The sequence below is a fragment of the Streptomyces sp. NPDC050535 genome, from assembly GCF_044457665.1.
In the GTDB taxonomy this organism is placed as follows: Bacteria; Actinomycetota; Actinomycetes; order Streptomycetales; family Streptomycetaceae; genus Streptomyces.
This window is the reverse complement of the sequence record NZ_JBITHE010000005.1, coordinates 61,468-77,861: the sequence shown is the minus strand read 5'-3', so window position 1 is coordinate 77,861 and position 16,394 is coordinate 61,468. Positions and strand designations below refer to the sequence as shown.

Here is a 16,394-nt window from a genome sequence, read left to right as displayed (position 1 = left end):
CGCCGCGGTCCGGGAGGAGCCGGGCCGCGGCGAGGCGGGAAGTGCCGGGAGTGGTTCAGCTTCCGGTGAGGGAGATGGCGAGGTCCGTGATGTTCAGCGGGAACTGGCCGACGGCCGTCGGTTCTCCGGTGAGGACGTTGATGCTGTAGAGCGAGGGCGTGCTCGCGCCGTACGGCGTGAGTGTGGCGAAGGCGGCGGTCGAGGTCGTCTTGCCGTTGGTCAGGTAACTGAAGACGTCCAGGCCCGCGTTGAGGCCGGCGTCGAAGCCGAGGAGGCCGGTGGCGACCAGGTTGCCGGCGTTGGGCGGCGACTGGATGACTACCTGGTCGTTGAGGGTGTCGATGTCGAACAGGGTCGTCCCGGTGGACCCGACCAGGTCGTTGTTGGTGTAGCCGGCGGCGGTCACGCCCTGGGCCATCGTGGTGGCGGGCGGGATGTTCAGGGCGCTGTCGGTGACCGTGGTGTGGTCGTTGAGGTTGTGCCGCAGGTTCTGGCCGTAGTCGCTGATCACCCGTAACCGGTCGGCCGCCGGGTTGAAGTCGATGTCGAAGGTCGTGCCGTAGAGCGCGGTCTGGAGCTGGGAGACCTTGGTGACGACCACGTCGGCGGTGGCCGGCGGAGTGGTGATGGTGTAGATGCCGCCCTTGTCGCCGAGGCCGTACATGAGTCCGTTCTGTACCCGGTGGTCGATACCCAGCAGCTTGGTGTCGCCGACGAGACCGGTGACGGCCCGGACCCAGTCGAGGACCTGCGGCCGGTCGGTGGTGAACGTGGCCATCAGGGTGCCGTCACCGGTGATCCCGAACGCCCGCAGGCTGGGGACGGCGGTGGGGGCGGCGGAGCTGGAGCCGGGGGCGGCCACCGTGAGCGCGGTCGCCGCGGACATGAGCGCGACCGCCGCCGCGATTCTCTTTCTGCTCGCAGACTTCATGGGTGTTTCCCTCCCAGGTGAATGAACGTGGTTTTCCGGCGCGCGCGGAGAATGGGGCCGCCTGGGATTCCGGGTGATTCGCGCGGTGAAAGCGATGCGTGTACTCCGCAGGCGGCAGCGCGGTTTCCATTAAGCCCAGGCCGCCCCTGCCCGACAAGCGGATCGAGCGATCGGAACGTCCGGTTCCGGGAACTTCGCGCACGGTGACAAATGGGCCCGCGGCGCAATCCTCACCGATTCACCCGGAGTGACAAATCCCCGTCCAGTTTTCGTCTGTCGACTCCTCACCCTGTGTGACATGCTCACGCTCATGGGGAGCCTCTTCGCCGAGCTGGCCCGGCACGCGTCGGCCAACGCCCGCCGTGAGGTCGAGACGTACGTGCGCGAGATCCCGGAACTCGGCTCCCTGGACGTGAACTCCCGGGCCAGGGCCGAGACGCTGGAGTACTCGGTGTGGTTCAGGCGCCGTACGGTCGAACTGGCCCCGGAAAACGGCATGCTGACCGACGACGACCTCGGCTACATCGCGTCGATGGGCGAGTCACGGGCCGGGTCGGGAATGTCCCGGGAGTCGCGGCAACAGGTCCTGCGCGTACACACCGCGCTCATGCTGCGCGAGATCAACGAGGCGACGGACGCCCAGCGCGGCGGCAACGTCGACGAACTCATGCGGATCATGAGCTGGTTCGCCCCGCAGGGCGAGCGCGGCATCGGCGCCTACCGTCAGGGTTTCGTGACGGTGATGCGGCGCCGCCTGCCGTACGTCGAACAAGTCACCCTGCTGGCAAGGTCGTTGCTGGCCGAGGACCCCACGGCCGAGGAACTCGCCCTGGTCGCGGGCATGGAACTCGCCGAGTACTACGACGTGACGGTGATCCGGGTGCCGGACCTGCCCGTCGGCGATCGGGCCCTGGAGAGCGAGATCGAGGTGCTGGTGAAGACCCACCAGATGCCGCTCACCTGGAATCCGGAGCGCGGAGGGGGCGCCGGCGAGCTGATCGCCCTGGTGCCCCGAGCCGCCGAGACCCCGTGGCCGCCCGCCGTGAGCGGACTCCTGCGGGACCTCGCCCAGGTTCTCGGCCGCCCCTGCGCCGTCGGCACCGCCGGCGCACCGCTGTCCGGGCTCGCCGGCGGCCTCGACCGGGCGCGGCGGATCAGCGGGGCGGCCCCGCTGCGGCCGGCGTCCGCGTGGCTGCGGCCGCACACCATGGCCGACGTCTTCGTCGAACTCGCGGTCGCGGACGTGCCGTTCGTCGACGACTGGCTGCACCGGGTGGCCCGGCGCCTGGAGCCCGGCCCCGACCTTCTCGTCACGCTCGACGCGTACTACCGCCACGACATGAACCGCGGCCCCACGGCGGAAGCCCTCCACGTCCACCCGCGCACCCTGGACTACCGGCTGCGCCGGGTCCGCGAACTCACGGACCTCGACCCGGGTTCGACGCACGGCGTGCGTGTCCTCAGCGCGGTCGTCACCCGGAGCCTGTCGGGATCGTGGCGCTGACCGGTCCGCGTCCTCAGCTCATCGGGCCGGGCCCACGGGTGTGTCCCCGCGCAGGGTGATGCGGTGCATGACGCGGTGCCGGTCGCCGTAGTCGCGGTTGGCGTAGTGGGCCGTGCTGCGGTTGTCCCACAGGGCGACGTCACCGGGCTGCCAGCGATGGCGTACGACGTGCTCGGGCTTGGTGAGGTGGGCGTACAGGATGTCGAGGATGCCGCGGCTCTCGTACTCCGAGACGCCGACGATGTGCGACGTGAAGCCGGGGTTCACGAACAGGCCCTTGCGGCCGCTCTCGGGGTGCACGCGCACCACCGGGTGCTCCACCGGCGTCAGTTCGGTGAACACCTCGCCGTCCCAGAGGTTGCCGCGGCCCTGCCTGCGCTGGGCCAGGTAGTAGCCGAACTCGCGGCTGCCGTCGTGGACGGCGGTGAGCGTGTCGACGTACGTGCGCAGCCCGGGGGACAGCGACTCGTAGGCGAGCTGGCTGTCGGCCCAGTTCGTGTCCCCGCCGTTGGGGGGTAGCACCACGGCCCGCAGGACGGAGATCGCCGGGGGCCGCCGTACGAACGTCACGTCCGTGTGCCAGACGTCGGAGAACCCGTTGTCCTGACTGTCCAGGGCGTACACCTCGGGCGCCACGTCACCGGAGTCGTGGACCGGGTGCCCGACGGTGACCTCGCCCAGGCGGCGGCCGAACTCGATCTGCGCCGCGTCGCCGAGACCGTGCTGCCCGCGCACGAAGAGCACCTTGTACCGGACGAGTGCCTCCCGGATCGCGGTGACCCGGTCGTCGTCGAGGCGGCCGAGGTCGATGCCGTGGACCTCGGCCCCGAAGTGCGGGCCGAGCTCGATGACCGGCAGCCGCGTCGCCGCAGGACGGTCGCTGAGGATGCTCATCTGTGTGTCCTTTGCTGGGAGTTCGGGACGGGGTCGGCACCGAGCCGCGGGAGCCGCGGAACACCGCCGTCCTCGACGGCGGTCCGCAAGGGGGTGCTACAGGGGAAGGTCCTCGCCGGGTGCCATGACCGCGCGGCGGGAAGGGGGCGTCAGAAGCGCCGGATCAGCGACAACACGGGGCCGGGCGGTGGCACAGGTCGATGACCAGCCTTCGCACCAGGAGCTCGTGAGTCATGTGTCCCAGGTGTACAGCAGCGGCAGCCCGCCGGAAAGGGGTGTTCCACTCCCTGGACCTGTGGGCGGGACTCCCTGGACCCGTGGGCAGCGAGCGCGGCCCGCTCAGCCGGGGATCTCCGGTTCCCACTCGTCCAGGCCCCACTCGGAGTAGCCGGGCGGATAGGTGTACGCGGGTCGCCCCGCGTTTCCGCTGGTGTGGAAGGGGTTGCCCTGGTCGTCGAGGCGTACGGTGCCGTGCCGGTCGCCGCTCGACCAGTCCAGCTCCAGGTACCAGCTCACGTTGTACGCCCGCGCGTCGGCGAACACGTAGAAGACCTCGGGGTCGGACTCGGTCACCTTGTACGGGAAGTCGCGCTGCCCGGCCTTGGGCGAGAGCGAGGGGCGCCCGTCGTCGAGGTCCACACCGAACGACGCCGTCTCCACGCCGCCACCGCACCCGACCCCCATCGAGAAGTCGTTCCAGGCGAGCGGAGCGCTCTTCTCCACCACCCGGACATGCAGCGCTTCCAGGACGACCGTCGCCTCTCCGGTGCCCTGCACGGTCAGCGCGAGCATCTGCTGCCCGGCGGCGACTCCGCCGAGGGCCCTGACCCAGCCACGCGCGTCCGGCTCGGCCGGCGGCGGAGGCACCTGCCCGGCCTCCTGGTCGACCAGGTAGTGCTGGCTGCACGGGTTGTCCCACTTGTACGGATCGACCGTGACGGTGGGCGCGGTGGCCCCGTCGTCCTCCGAACCGCCGGACGGGACCGCCTCGGCCCCGCCACCGGGAGAGGCGGAAGCCGTACGACTGGCGCTGCGCGAGGCGGACGGCGAGGCCGAACCGCCCTTCCCGTCGGGCGACTTGGAGGAGCGGGCCGCCGTCTCGGCGGACTCGGAGGCGGCGGCCCCCACGGACCGTTTACCGTCCCGGTCGTTCTGGCCCTTGTCGGGTACCAGGTTCACCACGAGCGTGGCCGCGGCGACAGCGGCTACCACCGCGACGGCGGCGAGGAGGACGGTACGCCGGCGGCGAGCTGTAGGAGCCCCCGCCGGGGTCGGCCGCTCGACCTCGGGGACGGCTGCGGGGACGGCCTTGGGGTCGGCCGCGGGAGCTGCTTCGGGAGAGGACTGGGGAGCGGGCTCGGGGGCGGACTCGGTTTCGGGAACGGCTTCGGGATCGGTTTCGGGAACCTCCGCCGTTCCCGTCCGTGGCTCTCCCCCGACGGAGGCCCCGGCCGCCTTCTGTCCCCGTCTGGCATCCGCGAGGATCCAGCGCCGGTGCAGGTCCACCAGTTCCTCGGATGTCGCCCTGCACACCCGGGCGAACCGTTCCACGGGTGCGTAGTCCGTCGGTACGGCATCCCCGTTGACGTACCGGTGAAGCGTGGACGCACTCATGTGCAGCCGCTTTCCGAGCACCCCGTAACTGAGCCCCGACCGCTCCTTCAGCCGGCCCAACAGCTCCGAGAAGTCCTCCCCCGCCACTGTTCCTCCCCTTCGTCCCGTCCCGGACCGTCATTCCAGGGGGAGGTCGTTCCCCCAGGTCAGAGGTGGTGCCAGCGTTCCAGCGTCCCGGATGTCCTGGCGGCTGTGGCGGCTGGGACGGATCACCGCACAAGCTCTGGCCATCCAAGCACGCCGCTCCCGGCACCCGGTCGAGCGGCCGGTGCACAGACCCGTACCGCACCAAGGGGATCACATGTCCACACGTACTCGCCGCACCCAGCTGCTCGCCGCCGCCGTCCTCACGGTCGCCACGCTGACGCTGACGGCGTGCAACACCGGAAAGGGCGTCCAGGACGAGGGCGCCTCCGGGGCTTTCACGGCCGGCTCCTCGCCCACGGCGTCCGGCACGAACTCGCCCGAGGCGAGCGGGGGAACGTCCACGGGGGCGGGGCAGGCCGACCCCGCGGGCTCGACCTCCAAGGGCTCGACGAGCGGCGGCGCGAGCGGCTCGACCGGTTCGACGGGCTCCGCGGGCGCCTCCGGTTCCAAGGGCTCCTCCGGCTCCTCGGGCTCGAACGGCTCGGTTTCCCGTCTCGACCCCTGCTCCCCCGCCGCCACGAGGACGACCGCGACGGTGGTCTCGCGCCCGCTGAACCACGTCCTTCTCACCGTCACCAACACCGGTTCGAAGAACTGTGACCTCGTCGGTTATCCGGCCGTCCGGTTCGGCGACGCCCAGTCCGTCCCGCCGGCCATCGAGGACTCCAAGCCGCAGGCCGTGGTCACGCTGGTCCCCGGCGAGTCGGGCTACGCGAGCGTCCTTCTCTCCGCCGCCGACGGCAGCGGCTCGGACGGCTACACGGCCAAGTCCCTCGAGGTCTACTTCGACACGGGCGCGAGTGCCGCCGCGAGGCCGTCGCTGCCCGCGAAGGGCGTGTACGTCGACAGCTCGCTCAGCGTCTCGTACTGGCAGACGGAGATGGCCGACGCCCTGGCCTGGTGACAGGAAGGGGCTGGACACCGAGGCAGCGGGCCGACAAGCTGCACCGATGATCATCGCGGCGGTGGCCGCCTCGGGTAACGGAGTGGCTGTGGTGGGGCGTTCGCCGGGCGGGACCTCGTCGTCGGTCGAACCGCGCTACCGGGTGACCGTCTGGCAACGGGTGCTGCCCGTCGTGCCCTCGTTCCTCGCGACCGCGGTCTTCGGCAGCCAGCTCTGGACCGGCGGCATGTACTCCGGTGGTCTGATCGCCGTGTCGGTGGTCTGGGCCGCCGCCCTGGTCCTGGGCGGCGCGCTCCCCTCCTACTTCGGCATCACCCTCACCCCGGCGGCGGCCGTCGTGCACAACCTGCGTCGCCGGACCATCCCCTGGAGCGACGTCCAGGCCATCGGTGTCGAGCCGCTCCTGGGCACTAGAACGGTCGTCATCCACGAGGTGAGCGGTCGCCGTACCCGGCTGCGCGCACCCATCACCGGGTTCCTCGCCTGGGACCGCGGCTTCGAGGAGAAGGTCGACGTCATAGGGAGATGGTGGTGGGAGCACCGCGGGCCGGACTGGACTCCCGCACCCCCGCCGCCGGCCTGGTGGAACCCGCCGTCGGACGAGCGGGCTCCTTCCCGCGGCTGGTGACCTGCGGACGGTCGGCGTGCCGGGTGCCGGGCCGTGGGGAGCCGGGGAGCGGCAGAGGCACTCTCCTGCTCCAGGGGCTCAGGCCGTTGGGTGGGGGGACGGCGGGCTGTCGGAGGCGTGGTCGTCGTCGGCGCCGCTGTGGCTGCTGCCGCCGATGAAAAAGCTCAGCGTGGCCGTGACGGTGGAGACGACGGCGACCCGTACGGCCCATTCGCCGACGGAGCTGCCCCCGACGGCGGAGGTGAGGGCAGACGTCTTGAGCAGGGCGCCGGTCAGGGGCAGAGTGCCCGCGCCTGACAACAGGTAGACCCACAGCGGGGGTTCGTTGGTGACGGTGAGGAGGGCGGCCGTGATGATGACGACCGCACTGAGCGCGACGACGAGCGAAGTAATGTCCATGCCCATCAGCATTCCGTCGGCCGGGCGGCGAGTCGTCGGCGCAGCGGACGAACAGAGCCTCTACCGCAGGGTGGAGACACCCCCGCCGTAGAGGCCGAGGCCCTGTGTCCTGACCGCCCGGCGGGCCCTACGCTCGTGCCCGACATGGAGAGAACACGGGACTGGGCGCTGCCGGGGCTCCTCGCCGCCGTACAGGTGCTCTTTTTGTGGCCGGGGCTCGCCCTGGCGGACATCGGGACACCGGGCCCGGTGGGCGTCGCCGGTCTTCTCGTCGCCGTCGCGGTGGAGACCGTGGCGCTGAGCCGGCGGCGGTACACGCCTGTGCGGGCGCTGCTGTGGACCCTGGGGGCGTCGGCCCTCGGCCAGGCGACGGCGTACGACCAGTACGCCGATCTCGGTCTGGCGGTCGCCCTCTACTCCGTCGCGGTCCGCTGTTCCGCCACGGTCACGGCACGCGTCCTCCTCGCGGCGATCGCCTCCGCCTCGCTGCCGGCGGCCGTGCAGACCGGCTTCCACATCGCCTTCGCGTCCCAACTGGCGCTCCAGGCGGGCACGTACGTCATCTGCGCGGGTCTCGGCCAGGCGCGGCGGCAGTGGCTGGCCGGAAGGCTGGCGGCGGACCGCCTGCTGGCCGGGGCGGAGGAGAGCCGCAAGCAGGCCGGCGAAGCCGAACGCGGCAGGCTCGCACGCGAGTTGCACGACGTCAGCGCCCACCACCTGACATCGGTCGTGGTCACGGTGGACGTGGCCCGCAGACTCGGCGACCGCAAGCCCGAACTCGTGGCCGAGGCACTGGAGTTCGCGGAGCGGACGGGGCGCGAGACCCTGACCGCGATCCATCGGCTGGTCGCCGTGATGCGGGACGCGGGCCACGCCGGCCCCCAGCCGATGACCGGCCGCATCCAGGACCTCGTGTCCGGATTCGGCCGGCTGGGTCGCCCGATCGCCACCGAGATACCCGACGACCTCGCGGGACCCGCGGCCGAGGCGGTGCACGGCATCGTGCGCGAAGCCCTCACGAACGCCCTGCGCTACGCACCCGGAGCGGCTGTACGGGTCGTCGTACGCCGGGAGGACGGGACGCTGGAGCTGACCGTGGACAACGCCGCCGCGCGCGGTCCGGCCGAGTACGGGGGAATGGGTTCCGGCAGGGGCGTCGCGGGGATGCGGGAGCGCGCGGTGGCCGTCGGCGGTGAACTGACCGCCGGCCCGGGGCCCGACGGGGGCTGGCGTGTTCGTGCCGTACTGCCCGACACCACGGGGCCCCGGCAGGCCGCCGTACGTCCCCGGCGGCGCGACTTCCCGCGCGAGCAGCGGATGACGGACGGCGCACTCGCCTTCACCGCGACCGTGCTCCCCCTGGTCGTCCTGCTGGTGGCCGCGGAGGAGTGGGAGCGGTACGACGCCGGGGGCGGCCCCTGGGACATCGTGCTGGTGTCCGCGCTGCTGGCTCTGCACGCGCTGCCGCTGCTGTGGCGGCGACGTGCGCCCTGGGGGGTGCTCGCCGCCGTGCTGGCCACGTCGTGGCTGTGGCCGGTGGCCTGCGTGTCGACCACACTGTCGGGACAGTGGTCGCAGTTCATGGTGGGCGGTCTGCTGGTCGAGACGCTGGCCGTCTACGCCCTGGGAGCCTACGGTCGCGGCCCCGCGTACACCTGGCCCTCGGCGTTCGTGGCCGCGGGGGCGAGCGCCGGTGCGCTGACCGCGACGGCTGCCGCCGACGGCGCGGTCGTCGGCGAGGCCGCCTCGGAGCTCATCCTGGTGCTCGTCATCGTGCCGCTGGGAATGCTGCTGCTTCTGGTGTTCGCGTCGGCCTGGGGTGTGGGGCTGATCGTCCGGAGCCGGCGGCTGGGCGCGGTGGCCCGCGACGACTTCGCCCTCAGCCACTCCGTGTGGCAGGCGGAGACCGCGGCGGGTGCCGAGCGGTACCGGCTGGCCACCCGGCTGCGTGACGCGGTGCTGCACCGCACCTCGGCACTCGTCGAACTCGCCCGCCAGGGACGGCTGGACGACGTGGCCGCGGAGGCCCGCGCGGCGCTCGCGGCCATGCGGGAACTGCTCCACGACATGAACGACGAACGTGATGGACGAGACGGACGCGACGGACGTGATGGAGATGGCGGACGTGATGGTCGCGACGGAGGGGGCGAGGGTGACGGGCGGGGCGGATACGGCGCCCGTGACGCCCATGACGTACGTGACACCCGTGACGTACGTGACGCCCATGATGCTCGCGACGTACGTGACACCCGTAATGCCCGCGACACCCGCGACGCCCGCGACGTACGAGATGCCCGGGCCTCCGCGAGGAGGCCCGCCTCGCAGCCGACCGCGGCCGATCTCGACGCGCTGTGCCGGAGAGTGGGTCCTACCGGCCGGAAGGTGACCGTGCGCGGAATCCCCGAGGCCGCCGCGGGGTTGCCCGGGCCGGTGATCCTGACGGCCTACCGGATCGTGGAGGCGGCACTCGGTGCGGGAGACCGGGGGCCCGCCCGGGTGAGACTGCGGCGGCGCCGGGGAGCGCTGCACCTCACGATCACCGGCGTACGCCTGGCCGTGACGGGACCGGTCGCGGAACGCCTGCGCGTGCGGGCCGCCGCGGGAGAATGCTTGGTCACCCTCGAACCGGTCGGTACGGTAAGGGCGTTGCTGCCGTTGCCCGCCGTTCCGGGTCCGGCCCCGGCCCCGGAGGTGTCCCCGTCGCCACACGTGTGATCGTCGTCGACGACCAGGCGGTGGTCCGCGCCGGGTTCGCCGCCATCGTCGACGCCGAACCCGACCTGACCGTGGTCGGCGAGGCCGGTGACGGTGCGAGTGCCGTGGAGCTCGCCGCCCAAGAGGCCCCCGACCTGGTCCTGATGGACATCCGGATGCCCGGCATGGACGGGCTGACCGCGACCCGTCTCATCACCGCCGCGGCGACGGGGCCCCGCGTGCTGGTGCTCACCACCTTCGACCACGACGCCTACGTGTACGAGGCGTTGCGGGCCGGCGCCTCCGGCTTCCTGCTCAAGGACGCCCAGCCCGAGGACCTCCTGGCCGCCGTCCGCGTCGTCGCCTCCGGCGAGGGGATCCTCGCTCCGGCCGTCACCCGCCGCCTCATCGACACCTTCGCCCAGGGCGCGCCCCCGCCGCCCGCCGTCACCGGCGCCCTCGGCCAACTCACCCCGCGCGAAAGGGAAGTGCTGCTGCACATCGCGTCGGGCCTGGCCAACGCGGAGATCGCGGCCACCCTCGGCGTGACCACCGGAACCGTCAAGACCCATGTCAACGCCCTGCTCACCAAGCTGGGGCTGCGGGACCGGGTGCAGGCGACCATCCTGGCCTATGAGGTCGGGCTGATCCGCCCTGGTGGCATGCCGGCCGGCTGACTCCGCGCGCCGCCCGGTCCCCGCGTTCTCGCAGGGCGGAGGCCCGGGTCCCGCTTGTCATCGGAACCGGATCGGAAGCGGATGGCGGCTATCGGAGGAAGCGCCGGAAGGGGTCCACTGAGGTCCGGTGAGGCCGGGCGGTGCGGACCGCGCGACCGGTGGGACGAGGCCGCATGGGGGAGCCGGAAGATGCGGAGGCACCCACCGGACCGGGGGGCGGACACCGAGAACTGCCCGGCCTCACCTTGGACTCGGCCCTGCCGACGGCCCGGCGGGGATGCGCCGCCCTCGGTCACTCCACCCGGTCAGGGCCCGCACCGGAATCCAGGTCCGGCACCAGCTCCTGGAAGCGCCTTTCGACCGGCGTCAGATCGGTGCTGGCGAGGTCCTCCGGGCGTACCACTATGCGCAGTTCGGGCGTGAGCGCGGGATACCGGCGGCAGGCGTCGATGAACGAGTCGACGATCAGGGCCACGAGCTGGCCACGGTCGAGGTCGGTGATGCGGGCGAGCCCGGAGCCGATGAGCGGAATGGCGACCGGTTTGAACAGGCCGTGCACGGACACCGAGGCCCAGAGGTTGTCCAGGCTCAACTGGAGGTCCGCGTAACCGGATCTGGCCACCAGGTCGTTGCCGAGCCGCGAGTAGGCGGTCGCGAACACCCGGCGGCCGTCGACGGGCAGGACGACGGTCGTGCCCACCGGATAACGGACCCGCCGACCACGGGGCTTGGCCCGCGCGCTCTCGGTGCCGACCGACCGCACGGTGCGCAGCCCGGTCCGCAGCTTCTCGTCCAGCAGGCGGCGCCGGCCGGCGAATAGGCGGTCGACGAGCTGGCTCTGCACGCTGTCGCGGCTTATGACGATGTCCTGGTCGTTCTCCGTGTCGAAGGTGTCGGTGAAGCCGACCACCAGATTGCAGTCCGCCTGCTCGAACAGGTCGCCGCGGATCAGGACGACATCGGCCCGCTGGCCGGGCAACGGCACCTTGTGGCGAAGCAGTTCCGCGCCGTGGCGTGCGCGGAGGGCGGCACGCAGGGAGTCGAGGACGCGTGCGGCCTCGAGGTCGTCGGGGTGGTCGCGGACGATCAGTTCGGCGACCGGCAGCGCGAGGTCGGGGCGGCCGAGATCGGTCTGGACGCGGACCAGTTCACGGCGGGCGGTGTCCTGCAGGGCGGTGAGGCGGCGGATGAAAGGGTCCGCGAAACCCTCGCCGTTGACCTCGGCGAGTGGCCGGCCGTGGATCAGGGACAGCGCCTCGGCGAGCCGGTGGGCGGCGGTGGCGGGCGGGGCGAGCAGGGCGTGGCCGACGACCGCGGTGAACCGTGCGCTGTCCAGTTCGTCGGACCGCAGCACCAGGCGGTAGGCGGTCTCCGGGCCGTGCACGGTGACCTGTTGCTCGGTGCGCAGGACGCGTGCGGCGGTGCCGTCCTGGCCGGGGTCGAGGGCCCGCCGCAGTTCCAGGACGCGTTTCTGTACCTCGTTGCGGTTGCGCTGGGCCAGATGACGCGGCTCGTCCGCCAAACCCCATACGTCGCGGCGCAGTTGCCGTACCGGCACGGCCTCGCCCTCGGCGGCCACCAGACGCACCAGCAGCCGGGTGGTCAGCGGTGTCAGCCGGACCGGAGCTCCGTCGATCTCGAGCTGGACCGGTCCTAATACCTTGACCTGGACGCGCGCTCGTGCGTCGGCCACTCGAGCCACCCCCGCCGCATCACTGCGTCACCGTACGTCACTAGAAGTGACCGGAAGATTATCATGATGTCTTGGGGTAGCTGTGTGTTCGGGGTGATTCCCATGAGTGGGAACCGCGACGGCCCCCGTTGAGGTATGGGCGGTGCTTCGGTGCTTCCGTTACGGGATCCGTGGTGTTCCCGTCCGCCGGTCGGGGAAAAGGTGCGGGTGGGGACGGGCACCCTGACGGCCCGTCCCCACCCGCGGGCGGATCAGGCGAGACGCCGGTAGGCGGACAGGTTCTGGAAGTGCCAGGTCTCGCGCCATTCCGGCCGGGTGTCGTCGAGTTGGCAGCCGGCCAGCCTCAGCCGCGCGGCGATCTTCGCGAGGGAGGCCTCCGTGCCGTCGAACCGGATGACGTTGATCCCCGCGGTGTCGGCGACGTGCCGCAGCCGGCCCACTTCGACGATGACGGTCCGCTCGGGATAGGCCATCAGCACCATGCCCAGCTCGATCAGCACGTTCTGCCGGGGCTGGCCGGTCAGTTGGGTCTCGTCGTCCCGTTCGCTGTTGCCGAGCAGGTGCGGGTGGAGCTTGGCGATGTCGTCCGGGGTGAGCAGCACCAGGGCCGCCTGTGCCTGCGCCGGTGCGTTCATGACCACTTCACCGAGGAAGGGCGCGGTCTTCCCGGTGGCCCGCACCAGTTCCTCCCACTCCAGCGGCCGCAGGTCGAGCCGGCGCAGCAGACCGAACATCGCCTGGCGCACCTCTTCGTCCCGGCCGTGCACGACGAAGACGCTGCGGCTGCGGCCGTACTCGGAGGGCACCTGCCCGGACGGCCGGTCCGCCGTGCCGGACCGCCCGGCTGCGGGTGCCGCCGGTTCGGGGGCGGGCGCGGCGTAGTAGTTGTAGCCGATGTGCCGGTTCTCCCCGCCGATGATGTTCTGGCTCTTCTCGCCGAACGTGTGGCTCTCGCTCATGATGACTGCCCCCCGCCGCCGTCGGGCGAACTGCCGCCGGGCGCATGGTAGTTGTAGCCGATGTGCTCGTTCTGGCCGCCGTAGATGTTCTGGCTCTTGTCGTCTCCCATGAGGATGTTGGTCTGCGCGCGGTCGTGGTCGGCGAGGTCCACGTTGTGTTCGCTCAGGAACGAACGGATGCTCAGGAGCAGACGGCGCTCGACGATCTGCGTGTACTTCACGGCGTCGGACTTCTGGAAGAAGTGGTGGTAGGTGTCGCTGGTGGCCAGTTCGCGGACGCTCGTCAGCGCCCCGCAGTCGACCGCCTCGTTCGCGTAGCGGCCCAGCCGGAACTCGCTGCTGTCGACCGGGCTCTCCGTGCGGTACCCGGTGAAGGTCCGCTCGCCCCGCCGCGGGTGCATCAGCTTGCGCAGCGGCGAGGGCAGGAAACGCGCGGGGACCAGCCACAACGGCCACAGTGACAGCGCCAGGCACCAGCGCACCACGGACATGACCATGTCCCACGCCACCCGCACCGCGAGGCGGGCGTCGAAGGCGTCGGGCAGTTGGTCGACGAGGTGGAACTCCCGTACCAGCGGCCCGAGGACATAGGTGTAGAACTCGGTGTGCAGGGTGTCGCCCTTGAGGTCGAACCCGACGAAGATCGAGGTCACCAGCTCCTCGTTCCACGATCCGACGCGCACGCACAGGTACTCGCGGGCCGAGTCGTAGTCCTCCCGCCAGTGCACGTCCGGAAGGTCGTCGGCGCCCGGCAGCTGGGACCAGCCCGCGCCGAGCGTACGGTCGTTGGTGCGGACCGCCGTGGTGAAGCGGCGCTGCTCGACGGTCAGCCCCTCGATACGTTCGTCCCGGCGGGCCTCGTCGCGCAGCTCCGCGGCCATCCTCGCGGCGACGTACGTGGTGATGTCGTGGACGGTGAACGGCAGGACGGACTTCCGCTCCATGACGTCCAGGTCGAGGCTGGACCCCTCGGAATCCCTGCGCGCGGTGAAGCGGTTCTTGCGGGCGCCGAGCAGCAGTTGGGCGTTCGACCAGTCGCGCAGGGGCTCACCTGCGCCGACGAAGGGCCGGAACCCGCCGTAGAAGACCAGGCCGCTGTCCGCGGCCTGCTCGAGGTCGATCTTGTGGATCAGGGCGTCGGTGAGCTTGCCGTCGGCCGGGTAGGAGCCGTCGAAGCCGCCGTCGGGGGCGGTCTCCTTCAGCCGGGTCATCAGGATGTTCAGGGTGACGATCCGGCGCAGGTAGGCCGCGCCCCACAGCACCCAGAACATGAGCTGCGCGGCCACCAGTTGGCTGAGCACGCCCTGTTCCATCAGCACGACGAGCACGAGGAGCGAGCCGACGGCCGCGCTCCACTGGATGCGGCGCAGCCGGCGTGCCGTGAGCGCGTGGGCGAGGACCGACACGGCGTCGTAGCCGTACGAGGGCGCGACCACCCGGAAGCGCTTCTTCAGCAACTCCCGGATGACGGTCCGGCGATAGCCCGGATCGAGGTAAGTGCCCGCTGACAGCAGGCGGGTGGCCTTGGTGCGCGCGTACCGGCGTTGGACCGGCGGCGCCGGTGGCGGGCCGGGGGGACGCGGGTGGTGCAGTGTCCGGGTGGTCACGGTGGTTCAGCGCTCCGCTCGTGCCGGCGTACCGGCCACATGGGTCAGGTGGTCGGGATTGCCTTGCCGTCGGTGATCACGCCGTCGATGACGGTGTAGGTGACGTCGTACGAGCGCGACGTGCCGTCCGTCTCCAGGGCGTCGAGGACCAGTTGTACGACGCTGCCCTGGACGGAGACGATGCTGATGGTGTCGTGCTGGGTGGTGGAGTAGCCCGAGACGAACGAGTTGTAGTCGGTCTCCAGGTTCTTGCCGCCCAGTTCCCAGGCGGTTCCGTAGTCACGGTTGTTGATCGCCGTGAAGTAGGCGGTGACGACCGCCTCCGGTCCCGTCGTCGCGGAGGCGGTGTCGGTGGCCACGTCCGTCGGCTCGGTGAAGAGGCCCCCGCCGTCCCCGGAGTCCGTCGTGAGGGCCGGGTCGGGGGTGCTGTAGATGTCCTCCGGCAGGGCGGGTTCGCTGTACTCCGTGGCCGGTTCCGCCCAGGGCGAGGCGGCGCTTCCCGTCTCGTTCGAGTCGAAGCCGCCGACCAGGCCCGCGATCAGGACGAGCAGAAGGGGTACGCCGGTGACGGTGAGCCCCCACGTGCGGGCGGGACCGGCGGGCGGCACCAGCCCGCCACCGCGATAGGACAGCGGCGGCCCCGGTGCGACCGGGGTGGCCAGCGGGTGGGGTGTCGTGGTGGGCGGCGGCGGTCCGAGGTTGTTCATGGCGTACTCCAACGGTTCACGGCAGTGCACCGATTCGCTCACCCGACTGCCGGTTCGGCCGACGGCACCCGCTGTGACCCGTCTGCCGACGGAAGGGAGCGTACGGAAAGGCTGGTTGACACTCCTGAGGTCACCAGCCCGGCCGCTTCCGCCACCAGAACCGATCTGCTTCCGATCCACTTCCGGCGGCGAACAGGACGGCGGCTCAGGCCTGGAGACCCGAGCCCGCCGTCGGACGCCATGACGCGGAGCGGGCGGGTTCAGCTCGGAAACATCCCGGCGGTCGCGTTGACCCAGGTGCCCGTGACGGTGACGCCGGCGTCGGAGGCGAGGAACGTCGCCAGTGCGGCGATGTCCGCGATCCGGGGCGAACGCCTCGTCATACGGAGGCTGTCCAGGTGGGTGCGGATGCCCTGCACGGCGGCCTCGTCCAGGCCCGCGGCGCCCGCGACGGCGAGCTTCTCGGGGGTGAGGCTGTCGGTGACACCGGCGGTCCAGATCCCGCAGACCCGCACACCCGCCGGGCCGACCTCCTGGGCGAACTGACGGATCAGCGCGTCGATCGCACCGTCGGCCGCCGCGGTGCCGCCCATCATGGGACTGCCGTTGCCGGACGCGCTGTTCAGGGAAAGGATCACGCCCGAGCCCTGTGCGGTCATCCGGCGGGCCGCCGCCCGCGCGGTGATGAACTGGCAGGCGATTCCCCGCACGACCGGCCGGGTGTAGTCCTCGACCGACATCTCGGTCAGTGGTACGCCCTGGAAGTCGCCCCGCGGCACGAGGTTGAGCGAGATGTCGAAACGGCCCGCCCGCTCGACCACCGACGCCGCGTGGGCCTCGACGGCCTCCTCGTCACGGGCGTCGAGCACGTCGTACTCGGCACCGGTCCCGGCGGCTGCCTTCTCCAGCGTCGCCGCCGTACGGCCGACGAGGAAGACCCGTGCCCCCGCCTCCGTGTACGCCTTCGCGACACCCGCGCCGAGGGAACCCGCGCCGCCGTAGATGACCGCGACCTTGTTCTTCAGCATGACTTCGG

The 16,394-nt window shown here is 71.5% G+C and carries 14 protein-coding genes; 5 read left to right on the top strand and 9 right to left on the bottom strand.

The annotated features are described in order from the left end of the window. Positions 1 to 55: 55 nt before the first annotated feature. Positions 56 to 931, bottom strand: a complete 876-nt coding sequence (locus ACIBLC_RS13440) for a DUF4394 domain-containing protein (protein WP_399211029.1) — start codon at positions 929 to 931, stop codon at positions 56 to 58. Positions 932 to 1,229: 298 nt separating this feature from the next. Here ACIBLC_RS13440 and ACIBLC_RS13435 point away from each other — a divergent pair, with 298 nt between their 5' ends. Continuing rightward, positions 1,230 to 2,435 (top strand): PucR family transcriptional regulator, encoded by a 1,206-nt coding sequence (locus ACIBLC_RS13435; RefSeq protein ID WP_399211028.1) that lies wholly within the window; start codon positions 1,230 to 1,232, stop codon positions 2,433 to 2,435. A gap of 18 nt (positions 2,436 to 2,453) precedes the next feature. Here ACIBLC_RS13435 and ACIBLC_RS13430 read toward each other — a convergent pair whose 3' ends face one another. Beyond that, positions 2,454 to 3,329 carry a TauD/TfdA dioxygenase family protein gene (locus tag ACIBLC_RS13430; protein WP_399211027.1) on the bottom strand — a complete coding sequence of 292 codons (876 nt, stop codon included), beginning with the start codon at positions 3,327 to 3,329 and terminating at the stop codon, positions 2,454 to 2,456. Between the two features lie 339 nt (positions 3,330 to 3,668). Further along, a complete protein-coding gene (locus ACIBLC_RS13425) occupies positions 3,669 to 5,030 on the bottom strand; it encodes a helix-turn-helix domain-containing protein (protein ID WP_399211026.1) in 1,362 nt (453 codons plus the stop codon). Between the two features lie 214 nt (positions 5,031 to 5,244). Here ACIBLC_RS13425 and ACIBLC_RS13420 point away from each other — a divergent pair, with 214 nt between their 5' ends. Together ACIBLC_RS13420 and ACIBLC_RS13415 are read left to right on the top strand one after the other, a co-directional pair. Beyond that, positions 5,245 to 5,994 (top strand): DUF4232 domain-containing protein, encoded by a 750-nt coding sequence (locus tag ACIBLC_RS13420; RefSeq protein WP_399211025.1) that lies wholly within the window; start codon positions 5,245 to 5,247, stop codon positions 5,992 to 5,994. A gap of 46 nt (positions 5,995 to 6,040) precedes the next feature. Continuing rightward, positions 6,041 to 6,622 (top strand): hypothetical protein, encoded by a 582-nt coding sequence (locus ACIBLC_RS13415; protein ID WP_399211023.1) that lies wholly within the window; start codon positions 6,041 to 6,043, stop codon positions 6,620 to 6,622. 78 nt (positions 6,623 to 6,700) lie between these two features. On the opposite strand, the gene ACIBLC_RS13410 is transcribed toward ACIBLC_RS13415, so the two are convergent. Beyond that, positions 6,701 to 7,021: a hypothetical protein gene (locus tag ACIBLC_RS13410; RefSeq protein ID WP_399211022.1), complete on the bottom strand. Its 321-nt coding sequence runs from the start codon at positions 7,019 to 7,021 to the stop codon at positions 6,701 to 6,703. Between the two features lie 144 nt (positions 7,022 to 7,165). Between ACIBLC_RS13410 and ACIBLC_RS13405 the strand changes: the two genes are divergently transcribed. Then, positions 7,166 to 9,736: a sensor histidine kinase gene (locus ACIBLC_RS13405; protein WP_399211021.1), complete on the top strand. Its 2,571-nt coding sequence runs from the start codon at positions 7,166 to 7,168 to the stop codon at positions 9,734 to 9,736. Further along, positions 9,733 to 10,392, top strand: coding sequence for a response regulator (locus ACIBLC_RS13400; RefSeq protein ID WP_399211020.1), 660 nt, complete (start codon positions 9,733 to 9,735; stop codon positions 10,390 to 10,392). Before ACIBLC_RS13405 ends, ACIBLC_RS13400 begins: the two co-directional genes overlap by 4 nt. Positions 10,393 to 10,684: 292 nt before the next feature. Here the strand turns inward: ACIBLC_RS13400 and ACIBLC_RS13395 are convergent, their stop codons facing one another. From ACIBLC_RS13395 to ACIBLC_RS13375, 5 genes are all read right to left on the bottom strand, one after another. Then, on the bottom strand, positions 10,685 to 12,085 hold the full coding sequence (locus ACIBLC_RS13395; protein ID WP_399211019.1) for a macro domain-containing protein: 1,401 nt from the start codon (positions 12,083 to 12,085) through the stop codon (positions 10,685 to 10,687). Positions 12,086 to 12,336: 251 nt separating this feature from the next. Continuing rightward, complete coding sequence (locus ACIBLC_RS13390; protein WP_399211018.1) at positions 12,337 to 13,044, bottom strand: TIR domain-containing protein; 708 nt, start codon at positions 13,042 to 13,044, stop codon at positions 12,337 to 12,339. After that, complete coding sequence (locus ACIBLC_RS13385) at positions 13,041 to 14,651, bottom strand: hypothetical protein (protein WP_399211017.1); 1,611 nt, start codon at positions 14,649 to 14,651, stop codon at positions 13,041 to 13,043. Before ACIBLC_RS13385 ends, ACIBLC_RS13390 begins: the two co-directional genes overlap by 4 nt. Positions 14,652 to 14,695: 44 nt before the next feature. Beyond that, the gene (locus ACIBLC_RS13380) at positions 14,696 to 15,358 is read right to left on the bottom strand and encodes a hypothetical protein (protein ID WP_399211016.1); all 663 of its coding nucleotides are present in this window, start codon (positions 15,356 to 15,358) and stop codon (positions 14,696 to 14,698) included. A 260-nt stretch (positions 15,359 to 15,618) separates the two neighbouring features. Next, positions 15,619 to 16,386, bottom strand: coding sequence for an SDR family NAD(P)-dependent oxidoreductase (locus ACIBLC_RS13375; RefSeq protein WP_399211015.1), 768 nt, complete (start codon positions 16,384 to 16,386; stop codon positions 15,619 to 15,621). Positions 16,387 to 16,394 lie beyond the last annotated feature (8 nt).